This window comes from Rhizobium sp. YTU87027 (assembly GCF_050644135.1).
Classification (GTDB): domain Bacteria; phylum Pseudomonadota; class Alphaproteobacteria; order Rhizobiales; family Rhizobiaceae; genus Rhizobium.
Genome location: NZ_CP098440.1, coordinates 1,537,601 through 1,552,911 on the forward strand (window position 1 = coordinate 1,537,601; position 15,311 = coordinate 1,552,911).

A 15,311-nucleotide genomic window follows, 5' to 3' on the forward strand; every position below is an offset into this window, starting at 1 on the left:
CCATAATCGTGCGTAATTAAGGCAATTGAGGCATTGGCCGTCAATTGGGAGAGTCTCCGTGACGCATGCACAGCACAGCCGCGTATTCGGTCAGAAAAAACAAGAGCATATACTGATCCTGGCGAGCGGCGATCGGGTTCGCCACCTAACGATCCGGCCATGGATGGCGGCAGTCGCCTTCTGCTTCGTCGGCGTCTTTGCAATCGGCTATCTCCTGGCGACTTCTTATCTCGTGCTGCGCGACGATCTGATCGGCGCGACGATGGCCAGGCAGGCGCGCATGCAGCATGACTATGAAGACCGAATCGCCGCTCTGCGTGCCCAGGTGGACCGCGTCACCTCGCGTCAATTGCTCGATCAGCAAGTTGTCGAAGACAAGGTCGACAAGCTCATGGAGCAGCAACTGGCGCTCACCTCGCGCCACGGCAAGCTGGGCTCCCTGCTCGACCGCGCCGAAAATTCCGGTCTCGGCGGCAAAGCGACCACACCGCTCCAATCCTATGCACCCGAAGCAAATGACAAGCATGCCTCGCTTTCCGGCGCAGTTCAGGCCATCGAGAACCAGCTTGCTGGCGCTGACGGGCCGGCTGAAGCGACGCCTGATAACGCTACGTTGGCCGACGTGCCGGCAAAGGAGACTGTTGGCGATCGCGCGGACCGCGTTTTCTCCAAGGTGACGCTGTCTCTCAAGGACATCGAGCAGAAGCAACGCAGCCGCATCGCACAACTGACGAGCGATGCCGGTGGCGCGGCCAATGCCATATCGAAGGTCCTGACGCGGTTCCGAATTCCTGTACCGGTCGAGCGCATGAAGCAGGAGGACAGCGCAGTCGGCGGCCCTTACATCGAGCCCGAAAGCGCGGATGATTTCGATACCTCGATCTCGCAGCTCGACGATGCCCTGACCCGCCTGGAGACCGTACGGAGCACAGCGGAATCGCTGCCGTTCCAGAACCCGGCTGTCGGCAAGGAGATCACCAGCTCGTTCGGGAACAGGCGCGATCCATTCCTTGGGCGCCTGGCGCTGCACTCTGGTATCGACTTTCGCTTTGCGCCCGGCGAGAAGGTTCGCCCGACAGCACCCGGCAAGGTGATCGCGGCCGGCTGGACCGGCGGCTACGGCAACATGGTCGAAGTGGATCATGGCAACGGCATTTCCACGCGCTACGGCCATATGTCGGAAATTCTGGTGAAAGTTGGCGACAAGGTTGACCGCAATGACGTGGTTGGTCTTGCGGGCAGCACCGGCCGGTCCACCGGTACGCATCTCCACTACGAGGTCCGCCAGGATGGTCGTGCCGTCGACCCCATTTACTTCATGAATGCGGGCTTGAAGCTTGCGAGTTACATACAGTAACTACGCGCGCTAACCACGTCTTTACCTCTGCACTGGCTGCAAGGCCTGTATTCCTTGACTTAAGGACAGTTTCGGCTTATGTCGCGCTGCATTGCGGCACGCAATCACGCCGACTCAATCAGAGTACGGCCGAACCGGAACGGAAACAGTTTTCCCTTTGACGACATTTGCTGATCTTGGCTTGAGCCAAAAAGTGCTTTCCGCTGTGACAGACGCGGGCTACACGACGCCAACTCCAATCCAGGCTGGCGCGATTCCTTTTGCGCTTGAACGTCGCGACATTTGCGGGATTGCGCAGACGGGAACGGGCAAGACCGCGTCCTTCGTTCTGCCGATGCTTTCGCTGCTGGAGAAGGGGCGCGCCCGCGCCCGTATGCCACGCACCCTCATTCTTGAACCGACCCGCGAGTTGGCTGCGCAGGTCGCGGAGAACTTTGAAAAGTACGGCAAGAATCACCGGTTGAATGTCGCACTGCTGATTGGCGGCGTTTCCTTTGAAGATCAGGATCGCAAGCTTGAGCGCGGCGCCGACGTATTGATCTGCACACCTGGCCGCCTACTCGACCACTTTGAGCGCGGCAAGCTCCTGATGAGCGCTGTCGAAATCTTCGTCATCGACGAAGCCGACCGCATGCTCGACATGGGTTTCATCCCGGATATCGAACGGATCGCAAAGCTTATTCCGTTTACCCGTCAGACGCTCTTTTTCTCGGCGACTATGCCGCCTGAGATCCAGAAGCTCGCCGATCGCTTCCTGCAGAATCCGGAACGTGTCGAAGTCGCTAAGCCGGCATCGACGGCGAAGACCGTAACGCAGCGCTTCGTTGCCTCGCATGGCAAGGACTACGAGAAGCGTGCCGTTCTGCGTGACCTCATCAAGGCGCAGACCGATTTGAAGAACGCGATCATCTTCTGCAACCGCAAGAAGGACGTATCCGATCTCTTCCGTTCTCTGGACCGTCATGGCTTTTCCGCCGGCGCTCTGCACGGTGACATGGATCAGCGCTCGCGCATGACCATGCTGCAGAACTTCAAGGACGGTAACCTCCAGCTTCTCGTGGCTTCCGATGTCGCCGCTCGCGGTCTCGACATTCCCGACGTCAGCCACGTTTTCAACTTCGATGTTCCGATCCATTCCGAGGATTATGTTCATCGCATCGGCCGTACCGGCCGCGCAGGCCGTTCCGGCGCTGCATTCACCATCGTCACCCGCCACGACCAGAAGCACGCCGACGCAATCGAAAAGCTGATCGGCGAGAAGGTCGAGTGGTTGAACGGCGACCTTTCCGCCTTGCCCCCTGCCGAACCTAGCCGTGACGACGATCGCTCGCGTCGCAAGGGGCGAGACAAGGACCGCGGCCGTGGCAAGGGCCGTGGAGGTCATAAATCTGATATCGCCGTCGCAGATAATGACGTCGAGACGATGGAAACGGCAGCACCAGCAAAGGTCGAGAGCGTGAAGCAAGAGCGCAAAGCAGAACAACAGAAGCCGCAGCACAACACGCGCGCCGCTCGTCCCTATCCGGCAAATGATGACAATCGCGATCGCCGCCGCTACCGGGACCACGACGACGGCCCGACGCCGGTCGGCTTCGGCGATGAAATTCCCGCCTTCATGTTGATCACGGCCAACGCCAAGATCTAACGAGCCATGGGCGCGCCGGGTATCGATTTTCCGGGCGTTGGTGTTGGCCTGGTGATTTTGCGTGACCGCAAGATCCTGCTTTATAAGCGTATCCGCGCGCCCGAGGCCGGCCACTGGAGCATCGTGGGCGGCAAGGTCGATCACATGGAGCCGGCCGAGCAGGCGGCGCGTCGTGAAGCGGAAGAAGAGACCGGCCTATCGATTGGCCGCGTCAATCTCCTCGGTCCCGCGGAAGTCATTAGCAAGGCGGATGAACAGCACTGGGTCTCCCTGCTCTATATTGCGTCAGAATTCGACGGCGAACCGAAGCTGACTGAGCCAGAAAAGCTCTCTGACTTCGGTTGGTTCAGCCGTTCCGACCTCCCGCAGCCTCTCTCCGCATTCGCGGCGGCCGCAATGGCCAGGCTGAAAGCCGACGAACTTCTCTAGGCTTCATTCCGCACGGAGCGCTGCCTCATAGGCAAGCCGTACCCACCGCGCCATAAGGTCGGGGTCATCATAGGCATCGTCCGGGATCGACCAATATGGCATCTTCACCGGGTTTCCCTTCTTGCCTTCATATGCCCATTGCGTCGCCCCTGCCGCGGCAAATTCGGGCGCGCTCTGCTCGTCGGCTTTCAGCAGCATCTCACCGCGCACCTCGACTGCAACGATCCGGCCCATGTGGTAGATTCCCTTGCCGCCGAACATCCGTTTGATAGTGACGGGGCCAAGCCCCTGAAACATTTCTTCGATCGCTGCCGCATCCATCCCTCAACCCTTCAAAATTCCACCCGCCGCAACGACGGCCTCCGGCGTGTCCACATCCAGATGCGCCGCATCGCCGATGTCGATGTCTACCACAGGCACGCCTGACGTTTCGATGATATGCCGCGCCCCAACGTCACCTTCCAGCCTCATGACCTCATCGAATAGCGACTTCGGGATGATTACGGGGTTGCCCCGCTTGCCGCGGGACACCGCACGGATGATCGAGTGGCCGCTCGATTGCTCGAACGCTCTGATCAGTGCATCGAGATCGCCACTGGAGACGCCCGGCATATCGGCCAACATCACCAGGATTCCATCCGCCTCCCGCGCCTGCTCAACGGAAAAGCCTGTGGCGAGCGACGAGGCCATGCCAGACGCATAATCCGGATTGTGAACTGTCGTCGCTTTCAGCCCGGACAGTGCTGCTTCGATGTCGTTCTTGCGATGCCCGGTCACGACGATGACCGACGACGACCGACTGCCGATCGCGGTCATCACCGATCGGCGAATGAGCGGCACGCCGTCAAACTCTGCGAGCAGTTTGTGTGGACCGCCCTCGCCCATCCGGCTGGCCTTGCCGGCGGCGAGAAGGACGGTCACAATATTGCCGGCGGGGACAAAGCGCGCCTCCGCTTCACGAATGCTTGGCCGCGTCTGAATTTCCATCAGAAGACCTCCCACGCCCATGCCGCTGATGTCGATTGCGCTTGGCTGTTCACCGGCTAGGACCCGATCGAGTACCCAGTCGAAGCCATTCTCTTTCGGGCTGCGCGCGCATCCCGGCGCCCCGATTACGGGAATGTCGCCGATGTGCCCAAGAACGAGAAGGTTGCCCGGATCCACGGGCATGCCGACCTGCACCACTTCGCCGCCTGCCTGTCGGATGGCCTCGGGGATCACATCCTCGTCGTCGATCACGGCGGACGCGCCGAAAAGGATGAGCAGTTTTGGCGCCTCATCGGGCGCGCTCGCAACCTCTCGCAGTGCTTTTGCAACCGGCTGCGCCCGATGAGCAACCCGGGTTTCCCTCACGAGATGACTGCCTGATGCAATCAGCCGGCGGGAAAGCACGCGGGCGGTCTTATCCATCACCGCTGGCTTCAGCGATGGCAGCTCAGTTGCGATCAGAGAGACCGATCGGCTGGCAAAGGGCTTCACCTCGAACGCGGATGTGGCCCGCAGGACCTCGCACGCAATGTCGAGTTTTGCGCCAGAAACGGCGAGCGGAATGATCTTGAATGTTGCAACCATATCGCCCTTCCGAACTGGCACATGGTCGTTCAAGCAGGCAAGCGTTATGGCGGGGTCGATCCTGTTCAGCCGGTCAACGGTACCGCGACTTGCGACAAACAGACCGTCAACGGTCGAATACACGTTCACCCGCCCGGTGGAGGCCTCCGAGAAGCGCAGGTGGTCGGGCGCGACGGCCTGCGCAAGTCGTTTCGCCGCCTCGTCCTCGCCGATGTCGCCCGGCTCCATGCGCGCCGCGATCACATGCTCTATGCCTTCGCCGCGCAGCCTCACGATATCACTGGCGTCGATCCTGTGACCTTTTGGCAAGCTGCCGCCTGCAAGTTTGACCGCATGCGCGAGAATCACGCCGTCGGCGGCATCGAGGGAAAACGAACCGAATTTCATTTCTTGTCACCAATCGGCGATACGGCCCGTGTCCGCAGCGTCTGGACGATCTCGGCGAGAATGGCGACCGCGATTTCGGCGGGGCTCGCCGCGCCGATATGCAGCCCGATCGGCGCGCTGATCCTGCCGAGTGCCGCCTCGTCCACGCGATCGGCGCGCAGCCGTTCCAGTCGCGCCGCATGCGTCTTGCGGCTCCCGAGGGCACCGACGTAGAAACAGCCAATCCGCAATGCCTCGGCAATCGGGAAATCGTCGATCTTCGGATCATGCGTCACTGCGACGAGCGCGGTATAGGCGTCCAGCGGACGATCCTTGAGGACATCAACCGGCCAATCCGCAGTCAGGTCGATGCCGAGGAACCGTTCTGGCGTGGCGAAAGCCGTTCGCGGATCGATGATCAGCACATCGAAGCCGGCGAGAGATGCCATCTGCGCGAGGACCTGACTGATGTGAACGGCACCGATGATCACGATATGGGCCGGCGGCAAATGCACGTTCAGAAAATAGCGATGTCCGTCGACGTCGATTGCCGTCGATTTGCCGGAGCGCAAGGCAGCCTCGACGGCATCCTGTAGCGAAGGCTCTACAGAATCTCCCTCGATGACGACGCTATCGCTACCGCTCCCGAGATCGGTCAGCAGTATGGCAGCCCGGCGAGCCCGGCGAGCGTCATTGAGCCGCGCAAGATTTGCGGCATCCATCAATCGAGCCTTTCAACATAAACGCGAATGCGGCCACCACAGGAAAGGCCGACCCGCCACGCGGTTTCATCGGCCACGCCAAATTCGAGCATCTTTGCTTTGCCATCGGCGATCACGTCCAAAGCCTCGGCAATAACGGCCCCCTCGACGCAACCGCCCGATACAGATCCCTCAAAATTGCCATCCCGGTCGATCACCAGATGGCTCCCCGCCGGACGTGGCGCCGATCCCCACGTTTCGATCACCGTGGCAATAGCAACGTCCCGCCCGCCCTTTCGCCAGGCTTCCGCCATCATCAGTGGATCAAGGTCAAAGGATGTCCCTGTCATGCGATGCCTTTCAAGGTTTCAAGATATCGGCGCGGATCGTACGTGCTCGATCTGGTCGCGCCGAGTGCCTCCGCGAGGTCGCTCAAGGATGATAGATTGTGAACCGGTCGGAATTCGTCAACATGCGGAAGCATCGCCCGCACGCCACGCGCTCGCGGCTCGAAGCCATCGAAGCGCAGCAGTGGATTGAGCCAGATGAGACGCCGGCAGGAGCGATGCAGCCTGTCCATCTCGGCTGCGAGCAGATCCGTTCCCTCGCGCTCCAGCCCGTCGGTGATAAGCAGCACGATCGCGCCTTGCCCGAGTACCCGCCGAGCCCATAGCCGATTGAACTCCTTTAGCGTTTCTCCGATCCGAGTTCCTCCGGACCAATCCTTTACGGCCGCCGCGCATTCATCCATTGCTTCATCGGGATCCTTGTGTCGCATCTGGCGGGTGACATTCGTGAGGCGTGTCCCGAATAGGAAGGTATGAACCCGCCGGCGCTTCTCCGTCAGCACATGGAGAAAGTGGAGAAAGATGCGCGTGTACTGGCTCATGGAGCCGGAGATGTCGGCAAGAACCACCAAGGGCGGCTGGACCTCGCGGATCTCACGATATCGCGGAAGAATGAGCCCTGCCCCGCTACGCAGTGCCGCCCGCATGGTCGCACGCGGATCGACACGCGTGTGGACATGCGATGGCCGAAAGCGCCGAGTGGGCACCTTATCCAGTGGCAGTTGCAGCTTCGCGAGCGCTTTCTTGGCGGCGGCAATCTCCGTCGCTGACATTTGCGCAAAGTCCATCCGCCGGAAAACCTCGTTGCCCGACATGGTGAAGCGCGCGTCTATCTCGATGTCGGGCTCGTCGCGCGGCGGCTTGTTGTCTCGACGTTCGCCGAGCAAGGCGTCGGCGGCGCGGCTTTCGCCGGGCTTTGCTTTCTCCTTCGCGCGAGTGTCTGGCGCCCGTGGTGACATCATCGCAATCATCTTCTCGACAAGATCGCGTGAGCGCCAGAAAAGGCGAAACGCCTCGTCGAAGACCGGTTTGTCTTCGTGCCGCTTAACGAAGACGGACGAGAGTGCTGCGTGAAATTCCTCGCGCGACCCCATGCCGATTGCCTCTACCGCCTCGATGGCATCAACGATCGCCGCCGGCCCGATCTTCATGCCGGCCTTTCGCAATGCTCTGGCGAAGAAGACGATGTTGTCGGCAAACCGACCGTCGCCGACCGGAGGGGGCGGAACGACGATCCCATCCTGTCCGCTTGTCGGATCCATCCGTTATCCTGCCGCCTGCAGTTCGCTCTTTATGTCGTCCAAGACTTTCGCGCCGTCGCTGCCTTGAATGCGCGCGATATCGTCCTGGTATTTGAGCAGTGTTCCGATCGTATCGGAAATCGTTTCCGGATCGAGCGCCAGACGGTCGAGTTCCGTCAGCGCCGTCGCCCAGTCAATCGTTTCAGCAACTCCCGGGTTCTTGAAAAGATTTAGGGCCCGGAGCCTCTGCACATAGGCAACGATCTGCGCGGACAGCGCGGCATTGCAACCCGGCACCTTTCGGCGAATGATCTCCAGCTCCTGCTGCGCATCGGGATAATCGACCCAATGGTAGAGGCAACGCCTCTTTAGAGCGTCGTGGACCTCGCGCGTCCGGTTCGTGGTGATGATCACGATCGGCGGTTCGGCGGCGCGGATGGTGCCAAGCTCGGGGATCGTCACCTGAAAGTCGGAAAGAACCTCCAACAGAAAGGCCTCGAACGCCTCATCGGTACGATCGAGCTCATCGATAAGGAAGACAGGTGCCCGACCATCAGCACTGGATAAAGCCTGCAGCACGGGACGGCGGATCAGGTATCGCTCGGAGAAGATGTCGGATTCTATTCTGTCCCGGTCGGTCAGGCCGGACGCTTCGGCCAACCGGATTTCCAGCATCTGTGCTGGATAGTTCCATTCGTAGACAGCTGATGAGATATCTAGCCCTTCGTAGCATTGCAGGCGGATCAGCGGTCGCCCCAAAGCCTTCGACAGAACCTTTGCAATCTCCGTCTTCCCGACGCCCGCCTCCCCTTCAAGAAAGAGAGGCCGCTTCATCTTTAGGGCCAGGAAAAGCACCGTTCCAAGCGCCCGCCCCGCCAAATAGTCCTGATCGCCCAGCATCGCGATCGTCTCGTCGATCGACGATGGCAGCGGTGGATGCGCTTGATCCCGCATGTTTCCTCCCTTTTTTCAGGAAGTTATAGCGTGTGATAGTCCCGGTTCATATAGACAAGCGCCGGCTTCGCCTCGTTGTACCGGACCGCCACGACCTCGCCAAAAATGATATGGTGCGTCGACATTTCCTTGATTTCGCTGACGCGGCAATCGAAAGAGGCAAGGGCGTCGTGAAGAATGGGCGCGCCGGTGACCAGCTTGTCAAAGACGCCGGTCGCGAAACGCTCGTCATTTGTGATCTGCGTACGGCCGGAAAAAGCATCCGCAAGCGCTTGATGGTGCGCCGCAAGCGTATTCAATGCGAAGATACCGCTCCGGAAGAAGATGTCGTTCTTCGGATTGCTGTTGTTCAGGCACACCAGAACGGTCGCAGGGCTGTCCGTTACCGAGCAAGCGGCGGTGATGGTAACCCCCCGGCGCTCCTCGCCGATTGCGGTCGTCACGAGCTGCACGTGGCCTCCAAAGCGGCTCATCGCATCCCGGTAGAGGCGCGGATCGATCGGTTGCTTATTCAACAAATGCATTCTCCATCCGGCGTTCGCCAGCTTGCTGTTTCCTGTAGTATGAAGGTGATCGGTTACCTTTTCTACAAAAGCCAGGCGAAAAGCTTCCCGATTGCGCGTTTTTCTTTGACGATCGATGCCGGACGGATAAAAGAGCAGGACAAACGACAGGGACCTGCAGCTTTTATGAATACTTTGCGTGGCCTAGCACTTCTGCCGATGCTGCTCCTTGCGGCCGCAGAATGCCATGCCGGTGGTCTTACGATTGGTGTCGTAGCGCCACAGAGTGGCAACCTCGCGCCAATCGGAGCGCAGATTATCGCCGGTGCCACTGCCAAGATCCAGCAGGACGGCGACACGATCGTCACGGTCGGAGAGACCTGCGAGGAAAATAGCGGTGCGGCCATCGCCGATGCGCTGATCAATGCCAAGGTCCAGGTCGCCATCGGTTTTCTCTGCAGCGAGACGCTCGAGGGCGCGTTGCCGAAGCTGAAGGACGCAGATATTCCGGCGATCACCGTCTCCGTACGCTCGCGCATCCTCATGGAAGACGCTCTAAAAAATGGCTGGCCGCTCTACCGGCTGGCGCCAGCCGATGGCGCCGAAGCGGAGAAGATCATCGAGGTGATCTTACGCGAATGGGCGGCCTCGCCGATCGCCCTGATCGAGGATGGCACCATCCATGGTCGGGAACTTACGGAAGCGATCCGCAACGCCCTCGAGGAAAAAGGCCTTAAGCCCGTCTTCACCGACACCTATCGACCTGGCCAGGAGCAACAGGTTGCGCTGGTGAGGCGACTGAAGAAAGCCGGGGCAACAAAGGTGTTTGTCGGCGGAGATCGCAGCGACGTTGCTGTCATTGCGCGTGATGCCCTGGCGGAAAAGATCCACCTCGATATTCTCGGTGGCGACGCCATGCGCGCCGCCGACCAGCCCCTTACGCTCGCGGATGGCGTTCTCGCCGTAGTTCTGCCCGACTATGCCGCGCGGCCGGAAGCCAAGCCGGTCGTCGATGCGTTTCGCGCGAGCGGCGTCGAGCCCGAGGGCTATGTGCTGCCTGCCTATGCAGCAGTGGAGATTGCGGCGAAAGCCGCCCAGGACGCCAGCGCGGACGACCGCCCCATCGCGCAGCACATTGGCGGCACGTCCTTCGAGACGGTCATCGGAAAAGTTGTCTTCAATGCCGGCCACGAATTGGCCGATAACCCCTACCGCATGCTGCAGTGGCACGCCGGTTCGTTCGTCCCGCCGAGTGCGCCGATCGAATAGGACCTGTCACACGGCATGAGTTTTACGGAGAGACTTCAATGACTACGCCCATTCGCATCGCGCCATCCGTCCTTGCTGCCGATTTTGCTAAACTTGGCCAGGAAGTCCGCGACGTGACGGCAGCCGGAGCCGATTGGATCCACCTCGACGTTATGGACGGTCATTTCGTACCCAACATTTCCTTCGGTCCAGATGTGATCAAGTCGTTGCGTTCCTACACGAATGCGGTTTTCGATTGCCATCTTATGATTGCCCCAGTTGACCCATACCTGGAGGCCTTCGCCAAGGCGGGTTGCGATCGCATCACCGTTCATGCTGAAGCCGGGCCACATCTCCACCGCTCGCTTCAGACCGTGCGCGGCCTGGGCAAGAAAGTTGGCGTAACGATCAATCCAGCCACGCCGCTTTCGGCAATCGAGAACGTGCTCGACGACGTCGACCTGATCCTCATCATGTCCGTCAACCCTGGCTTCGGCGGGCAGAAATTCATCCCCGCAATGGCTGACAAGATTGCCGCCGCCCGGTCACTGATCGGTGATAGGCCAATCGATCTTGAGGTTGATGGAGGCGTAACGGTCGAAACCGCGCCGATTATCGGCAAGGCTGGTGGCAACGTTCTGGTCGCCGGTTCGGCGATCTTCAAGGGCGGTTCGGTCGAGACCTACAAGGCCGCGATCAGTGCGCTGCGAAGTGCCGCCGAAGGCAAGACCAAGCCGTGACGAAAGTGAGCCGTCCTTGATCTCAGAACGACTCAAGGCGGCTCGCCCGCCCTTTTCCGATCTCTTCGCAGGCGCCATTCTCTGGGGCATGCAAATGCTGGCGTCTGCGATGGCCGCGCTCTATCTCCGAAATGGGATGGAGACGGCGCATGTGCGCGACCTCGCGATACTCTATTTCGCAGGCGGCCTGCTGGCATGGCCGTTCATGCTGCCTTTGGCTCGCTTCCTTGCGCATCGACGGTCGCTGGAAACGCGGTTTGCAGCGTTTTTCCTGACACTTGCCGCCGGTACCATCCTGATGACGGCTTTTCTCTTTGCCATGGACTACCGGGTCTTCTACTCCGCGTGGCACGCGTCTTTTGGATCCCTGACATGGGTTTTCCAATTTGTCTTCACCGGAGCCAGCGCGGTCTATCAGTTTGCCGTGCTGGGAATTCGCCTTTTTCTTCCGCTCGGTCTCCTTTGCCTTTTCGGCACCAGTATTGCGCTTGCCAAACGCATGCGTTGAGATTGCCGCCTGTCTTTGCTACAGGGGCGCCAGCATTCCTTTTATGAACGAAAGCAGGAAGCCATGATCCCGCGCTACTCCCGGCCAGAGATGGTCGCCATCTGGTCGCCCGAAACCAAGTTCCGCATCTGGTTCGAGATCGAGGCTCACGCCTGCGATGCGCTCGCCGAACTGGGCGTCATCCCGAAATCCGCTGCCAAGACGATCTGGGAACGAGGCGGCGCCGCTACGTTCGACGTTGCGCGCATTGATGAAATCGAAGCCGTCACCAAGCACGATGTCATCGCCTTCCTGACGCACCTTTCGGAAATCGTCGGACCGGATGCCCGCTTTGTCCACCAGGGTATGACTTCGTCGGACGTTCTCGACACCACGCTGAACATCCAGCTTGTCCGGGCAGCAGACATTCTGCTCGCCGATATGGATCGCTTGCTTGCGGCACTCAAGGCGCGCGCCTTCGAGCTCAAGGACACCGTCCGCATCGGTCGCAGCCATGGCATCCACGCTGAGCCCACGACCATGGGCCTGACGCTCGCGCGCTTCTTCGCCGAAATGAGCCGCAACCGCGCACGTCTCGTGGCCGCGCGTGCTGAAATCGCAACCGGTGCGGTTTCAGGCGCCGTTGGCACCTTCGCCAATATCGATCCACGTGTGGAGGAACACGTCTGCGCCAAGCTCGGCCTGATCCCCGAGCCCGTTTCGACGCAGGTCATTCCGCGCGACCGCCATGCGATGTTCTTTGCCACGCTCGGCGTCATAGCCTCCTCCATCGAAAACGTTGCGATCGAGATCCGCCACATGCAGCGCACGGAAGTGCTGGAAGCCGAGGAATACTTCTCGCCGGGCCAGAAGGGGTCTTCGGCCATGCCGCATAAGCGCAATCCGGTTCTGACCGAGAATCTCACTGGCCTGGCACGCCTGGTTCGCATGTCGGTCGTTCCGGCCATGGAGAACGTCGCCCTCTGGCATGAGCGCGATATCAGCCATTCCAGTGTCGAGCGCGCCATCGGGCCGGACACGACAATCACGCTTGATTTCGCCCTCAACCGTTTGGCCGGTGTCATCGAGAAGCTCGTCGTCTATCCCGACAACATGATCAAGAATCTCGACAAGTTCCGTGGTCTCGTGCATTCGCAGCGCGTACTTCTGGCGCTGACGCAGGCTGGTGTTTCGCGTGAGGACGCCTACCGGCTCGTCCAGCGTAACGCGATGAAGGTTTGGGAACAGGGCAAGGACTTCCTCGAGGAACTACTGGCCGATGCAGAGGTCCGTGCCGCGCTGTCCGAAGAAGAAATTCGTGAAAAGTTCGACCTCGGATATCATACCAAACACGTTGATACGATCTTCCGGCGCGTCTTCGGCGCTGCCTAAGTTGGATTACCGGGACGGCGCCTTCGAGGCGCCGTTTTCCGTTTCGGCTTCCGGGGCTTTGCAGATGCCCTCTTTTCGTTGACCTCACCCCCCGCATTGGCGGCTTCCGGCGCGCCTTTCGTTCGCTCGTCGCGCACTCCCTTCGCGGCCTTGGCGACAAGGCGATCCAAGTGCTCAAGATCCTCGTCATCGAGGTGTTCGATTCCAATGAACCTGTTTTCAGCGTGGCTCGTCAGAATAATCTCATTTAGCTTTGCCTGGACAGCGCGAGCGTCCCTCGTCTGTGCATTCTGCAACACGAACACCATCAGGAACGTGATGATTGTCGTTCCTGTGTTGATAACCAGCTGCCAGGTCTCCGAGAAGTCGAAGAGTGGGCCTGTCCCTGCCCAGACAACGACAAGCACGACGGCAAGCACAAACGTCACCGGCCTCCCTGCCCATTCAGATGTCCTGCTGGCGAAGCGGGTAAAGAGATGTTGCGGCGTAGCCATACCTAACCTCCCTCGGTATTCGCCTCAGCGAAACTCCAAGAGAGGTGGTCCTGTTCCAGTTCTGTGACGGTCAAACGACCGGCGGGGCGACGAGCTTCCTGTAGAGGTGCCAGCTGGCGTGGCCGAGCACCGGCATCACCAGGGCGAGCCCGACAAACAACGGGATCGTACCGACGATGAGTGAAACGGCGATGACCAAACCCCAGAAGAAGACGGGGACCGGATTGGCGACAGTCGCCCTGACCGAAGTTTCCATGGCACAGACGAGACCGACGTCCCGATCTAGCAGCAATGGGAAGGTGACGACGGTCGTAGCCAGAACGATGACGGCGAAGCCGAGACCGAGCAGATGTCCCCATATGATCAGCTGCAAGCCCTCAGGCGTGCCGAAGATCTCCGAGAAGAACAAGGAGATCGAGCGCGGGAAAACCTCGCCGAAAACATTGGAGTAGAGCGTCTGCGCTGCGACGAGCCAGACGATGAAGAAGCCAAACAGCAGCAACCCGCCGGCAATGATCGATGGGAAGGCCGGCGATCTCGTCACCTCAAGCGCATGCCTCCACGAGGTATCCATACCGGCTTCACGCCTGCTGCTGATTTCGTAGAGCCCGATCGCGGCAATGGGGCCGATCAGCGCAAAGCCTGATATCAGCGGGAAAATCATCGGCAGGAGGTTGGCACTTGATGTTGCGAGCGCAAGAAAGATGCCGGCAATCGGATACATCAGGCACAAAAATACATAGTGGGATGGCTTTTCTCGAAAATCGTCGAGCCCGCGCCGAAGCGCGTCTATGACATCCGCAACGCTGATCTTGTTGACGACCGGGCGTGTATAGACATCGCTTGCACCCGACATAACATGGAATGCCGTCATGGCTTTCTCCTCCTCAGCCAAGATAGCCGGCAGCGAAGGGATCGGCGACATCGCCGATACGAGACGCAACCGGCACTGCCGAAAACATAACAAATTTCTCCGGCCTTGTCCCACCCTCCCTTGACATCACCGCCAAGCTTTCTCACATCCGCGGCATCATGAAAGCTTCAGATGCCGAAATCCTCATCATCCCCGGTTATACGAATTCCGGTCCCGACCACTGGCAAAGCCGCTGGGAAGCCAAGCTCAGCACCGCGCGTCGCGTCGAGCAGGCCGAATGGTCGAAGCCGGTCCGCGACGATTGGGTGAAGCGCATCGCCGAGGAGGTGAACGCAGCAACTCGACCTGTCGTGTTGGTCGCGCATTCACTTGGCATTCCCTCGGCCATCCACGCCATTCCCCATTTCCGCAACAAGGTGGCGGGGGCATTCTTCGTTGCGCCGCCCGATGTTGCCAATCCGGCAATACGGCCGAAGCACCTGATGACATTCGGCCCATATCCGCGGGATCCATTGCCTTTCCCGACGATCACGATCGCGAGCCGCAACGATCCTTTCGGCAGCTATGAGCACGCCGACGACATCGCTGCCAGTTGGGGATCGCTCCTTATCGACGCCGGTGAGGCCGGGCATATCAACAGCGAGTCCGGCCATGGCCCGTGGCCGGAAGGAACAATGGTGTTTGCGCAGTTCCTAAGCCGCTTGAAGCCGTCTTAGAGGCGCGTTTGATCCTCGCCTCACTTATAGCCGCATAATTTCAAGGCTGGGGCGATCCGGCTATTTCAAGGCTTCACGCGAGCACTCCCGCGAACCCGCTGACAGTTTGCGCCGCTCCAACCGTCAGTCACCCTCACCGCGAATGAAGAGGACGCCCGCCAAGCCCACAAGAACAATGCATTGCAGTATAAACATTGGCCATTCTGGAGACATGTTGGTCCCTCCCCAATCAGTCCGATATCGGC

The 15,311-nt window shown here is 60.0% G+C and carries 17 protein-coding genes; 8 read left to right on the forward strand and 9 right to left on the reverse strand.

The window, feature by feature from the left end:
- The first annotated feature begins 58 nt into the window (after nucleotides 1-58).
- The 3 genes from NBG89_RS07820 (at nucleotide 59) to NBG89_RS07830 (ending at nucleotide 3,431) form a co-directional block, all read left to right on the forward strand.
- The gene (locus NBG89_RS07820) at nucleotides 59-1,357 is read left to right on the forward strand and encodes a M23 family metallopeptidase (RefSeq protein ID WP_431322341.1); all 1,299 of its coding nucleotides are present in this window, start codon (nucleotides 59-61) and stop codon (nucleotides 1,355-1,357) included.
- A 157-nt stretch (nucleotides 1,358-1,514) separates the two neighbouring features.
- Complete coding sequence (locus tag NBG89_RS07825; protein ID WP_088694229.1) at nucleotides 1,515-3,002, forward strand: DEAD/DEAH box helicase; 1,488 nt, start codon at nucleotides 1,515-1,517, stop codon at nucleotides 3,000-3,002.
- 6 nt (nucleotides 3,003-3,008) lie between these two features.
- Nucleotides 3,009-3,431 (forward strand): NUDIX domain-containing protein, encoded by a 423-nt coding sequence (locus tag NBG89_RS07830; protein WP_088694230.1) that lies wholly within the window; start codon nucleotides 3,009-3,011, stop codon nucleotides 3,429-3,431.
- A 3-nt stretch (nucleotides 3,432-3,434) separates the two neighbouring features.
- Here the strand turns inward: NBG89_RS07830 and NBG89_RS07835 are convergent, their stop codons facing one another.
- From NBG89_RS07835 to NBG89_RS07865, 7 genes are read right to left on the reverse strand one after another with little or no spacing between them, the layout of a single operon-like run.
- A complete protein-coding gene (locus NBG89_RS07835) occupies nucleotides 3,435-3,752 on the reverse strand; it encodes a TfoX/Sxy family protein (RefSeq protein ID WP_431322342.1) in 318 nt (105 codons plus the stop codon).
- A gap of 3 nt (nucleotides 3,753-3,755) precedes the next feature.
- The gene (locus tag NBG89_RS07840; protein ID WP_431322343.1) at nucleotides 3,756-5,390 is read right to left on the reverse strand and encodes an NTP transferase domain-containing protein; all 1,635 of its coding nucleotides are present in this window, start codon (nucleotides 5,388-5,390) and stop codon (nucleotides 3,756-3,758) included.
- The gene (locus NBG89_RS07845) at nucleotides 5,387-6,091 is read right to left on the reverse strand and encodes an XdhC family protein (RefSeq protein WP_431322344.1); all 705 of its coding nucleotides are present in this window, start codon (nucleotides 6,089-6,091) and stop codon (nucleotides 5,387-5,389) included. The genes NBG89_RS07840 and NBG89_RS07845 overlap by 4 nt, the downstream gene beginning before the upstream one ends.
- Nucleotides 6,091-6,420: an XdhC family protein gene (locus NBG89_RS07850; protein WP_431322345.1), complete on the reverse strand. Its 330-nt coding sequence runs from the start codon at nucleotides 6,418-6,420 to the stop codon at nucleotides 6,091-6,093. The genes NBG89_RS07845 and NBG89_RS07850 overlap by 1 nt, the downstream gene beginning before the upstream one ends.
- Complete coding sequence (locus tag NBG89_RS07855; protein WP_431322346.1) at nucleotides 6,417-7,679, reverse strand: vWA domain-containing protein; 1,263 nt, start codon at nucleotides 7,677-7,679, stop codon at nucleotides 6,417-6,419. Before NBG89_RS07855 ends, NBG89_RS07850 begins: the two co-directional genes overlap by 4 nt.
- 3 nt (nucleotides 7,680-7,682) lie before the next feature.
- Nucleotides 7,683-8,612, reverse strand: coding sequence for an AAA family ATPase (locus NBG89_RS07860; protein WP_431322347.1), 930 nt, complete (start codon nucleotides 8,610-8,612; stop codon nucleotides 7,683-7,685).
- Nucleotides 8,613-8,635: 23 nt separating this feature from the next.
- Nucleotides 8,636-9,130, reverse strand: coding sequence for a flavin reductase (locus NBG89_RS07865; protein WP_088694462.1), 495 nt, complete (start codon nucleotides 9,128-9,130; stop codon nucleotides 8,636-8,638).
- Nucleotides 9,131-9,301: 171 nt separating this feature from the next.
- Here NBG89_RS07865 and NBG89_RS07870 point away from each other — a divergent pair, with 171 nt between their 5' ends.
- The 4 genes from NBG89_RS07870 (at nucleotide 9,302) to purB (ending at nucleotide 12,982) form a co-directional block, all read left to right on the forward strand.
- Complete coding sequence (locus NBG89_RS07870; RefSeq protein ID WP_431322348.1) at nucleotides 9,302-10,384, forward strand: branched-chain amino acid ABC transporter substrate-binding protein; 1,083 nt, start codon at nucleotides 9,302-9,304, stop codon at nucleotides 10,382-10,384.
- Nucleotides 10,385-10,422: 38 nt separating this feature from the next.
- Nucleotides 10,423-11,103, forward strand: a complete 681-nt coding sequence (rpe, locus tag NBG89_RS07875; protein ID WP_431322349.1) for a ribulose-phosphate 3-epimerase — start codon at nucleotides 10,423-10,425, stop codon at nucleotides 11,101-11,103.
- A 16-nt stretch (nucleotides 11,104-11,119) separates the two neighbouring features.
- Nucleotides 11,120-11,611, forward strand: a complete 492-nt coding sequence (locus NBG89_RS07880) for a hypothetical protein (RefSeq protein ID WP_431322350.1) — start codon at nucleotides 11,120-11,122, stop codon at nucleotides 11,609-11,611.
- A gap of 63 nt (nucleotides 11,612-11,674) precedes the next feature.
- The gene (purB, locus tag NBG89_RS07885) at nucleotides 11,675-12,982 is read left to right on the forward strand and encodes an adenylosuccinate lyase (RefSeq protein WP_431322351.1); all 1,308 of its coding nucleotides are present in this window, start codon (nucleotides 11,675-11,677) and stop codon (nucleotides 12,980-12,982) included.
- Here the strand turns inward: purB and NBG89_RS07890 are convergent.
- Nucleotides 12,979-13,476, reverse strand: coding sequence for a low affinity iron permease family protein (locus NBG89_RS07890; protein ID WP_431322352.1), 498 nt, complete (start codon nucleotides 13,474-13,476; stop codon nucleotides 12,979-12,981). The genes purB and NBG89_RS07890 overlap by 4 nt on opposite strands.
- Nucleotides 13,477-13,546: 70 nt before the next feature.
- On the reverse strand, nucleotides 13,547-14,350 hold the full coding sequence (locus NBG89_RS07895; RefSeq protein ID WP_431322353.1) for a DUF2189 domain-containing protein: 804 nt from the start codon (nucleotides 14,348-14,350) through the stop codon (nucleotides 13,547-13,549).
- A gap of 158 nt (nucleotides 14,351-14,508) precedes the next feature.
- Between NBG89_RS07895 and NBG89_RS07900 the strand changes: the two genes are divergently transcribed.
- Entirely contained in the window at nucleotides 14,509-15,066 is a 558-nt protein-coding gene (locus tag NBG89_RS07900) for an RBBP9/YdeN family alpha/beta hydrolase (RefSeq protein WP_431322354.1), read from the forward strand.
- The last annotated feature ends 245 nt before the right edge of the window (nucleotides 15,067-15,311 follow it).

What these genes read in the sequence shown, in the direction of transcription:
- NBG89_RS07830 (WP_088694230.1), top strand. Translation starts at nt 3,009, where the DNA reads ATGGGCGCGCCGGGTATCGATTTTCCGGGCGTTGGTGTTGGCCTGGTG.
- NBG89_RS07895 (WP_431322353.1), bottom strand. Translation starts at nt 14,350, where the DNA reads ATGACGGCATTCCATGTTATGTCGGGTGCAAGCGATGTCTATACACGC.
- NBG89_RS07840 (WP_431322343.1), bottom strand. Translation starts at nt 5,390, where the DNA reads ATGAAATTCGGTTCGTTTTCCCTCGATGCCGCCGACGGCGTGATTCTC.
- NBG89_RS07860 (WP_431322347.1), bottom strand. Translation starts at nt 8,612, where the DNA reads ATGCGGGATCAAGCGCATCCACCGCTGCCATCGTCGATCGACGAGACG.
- NBG89_RS07855 (WP_431322346.1), bottom strand. Translation starts at nt 7,679, where the DNA reads ATGGATCCGACAAGCGGACAGGATGGGATCGTCGTTCCGCCCCCTCCG.
- NBG89_RS07900 (WP_431322354.1), top strand. Translation starts at nt 14,509, where the DNA reads ATGAAAGCTTCAGATGCCGAAATCCTCATCATCCCCGGTTATACGAAT.
- NBG89_RS07870 (WP_431322348.1), top strand. Translation starts at nt 9,302, where the DNA reads ATGAATACTTTGCGTGGCCTAGCACTTCTGCCGATGCTGCTCCTTGCG.
- NBG89_RS07845 (WP_431322344.1), bottom strand. Translation starts at nt 6,091, where the DNA reads ATGGATGCCGCAAATCTTGCGCGGCTCAATGACGCTCGCCGGGCTCGC.
- NBG89_RS07835 (WP_431322342.1), bottom strand. Translation starts at nt 3,752, where the DNA reads ATGGATGCGGCAGCGATCGAAGAAATGTTTCAGGGGCTTGGCCCCGTC.
- purB (WP_431322351.1), top strand. Translation starts at nt 11,675, where the DNA reads ATGATCCCGCGCTACTCCCGGCCAGAGATGGTCGCCATCTGGTCGCCC.
- rpe (WP_431322349.1), top strand. Translation starts at nt 10,423, where the DNA reads ATGACTACGCCCATTCGCATCGCGCCATCCGTCCTTGCTGCCGATTTT.
- NBG89_RS07890 (WP_431322352.1), bottom strand. Translation starts at nt 13,476, where the DNA reads ATGGCTACGCCGCAACATCTCTTTACCCGCTTCGCCAGCAGGACATCT.
- NBG89_RS07850 (WP_431322345.1), bottom strand. Translation starts at nt 6,420, where the DNA reads ATGACAGGGACATCCTTTGACCTTGATCCACTGATGATGGCGGAAGCC.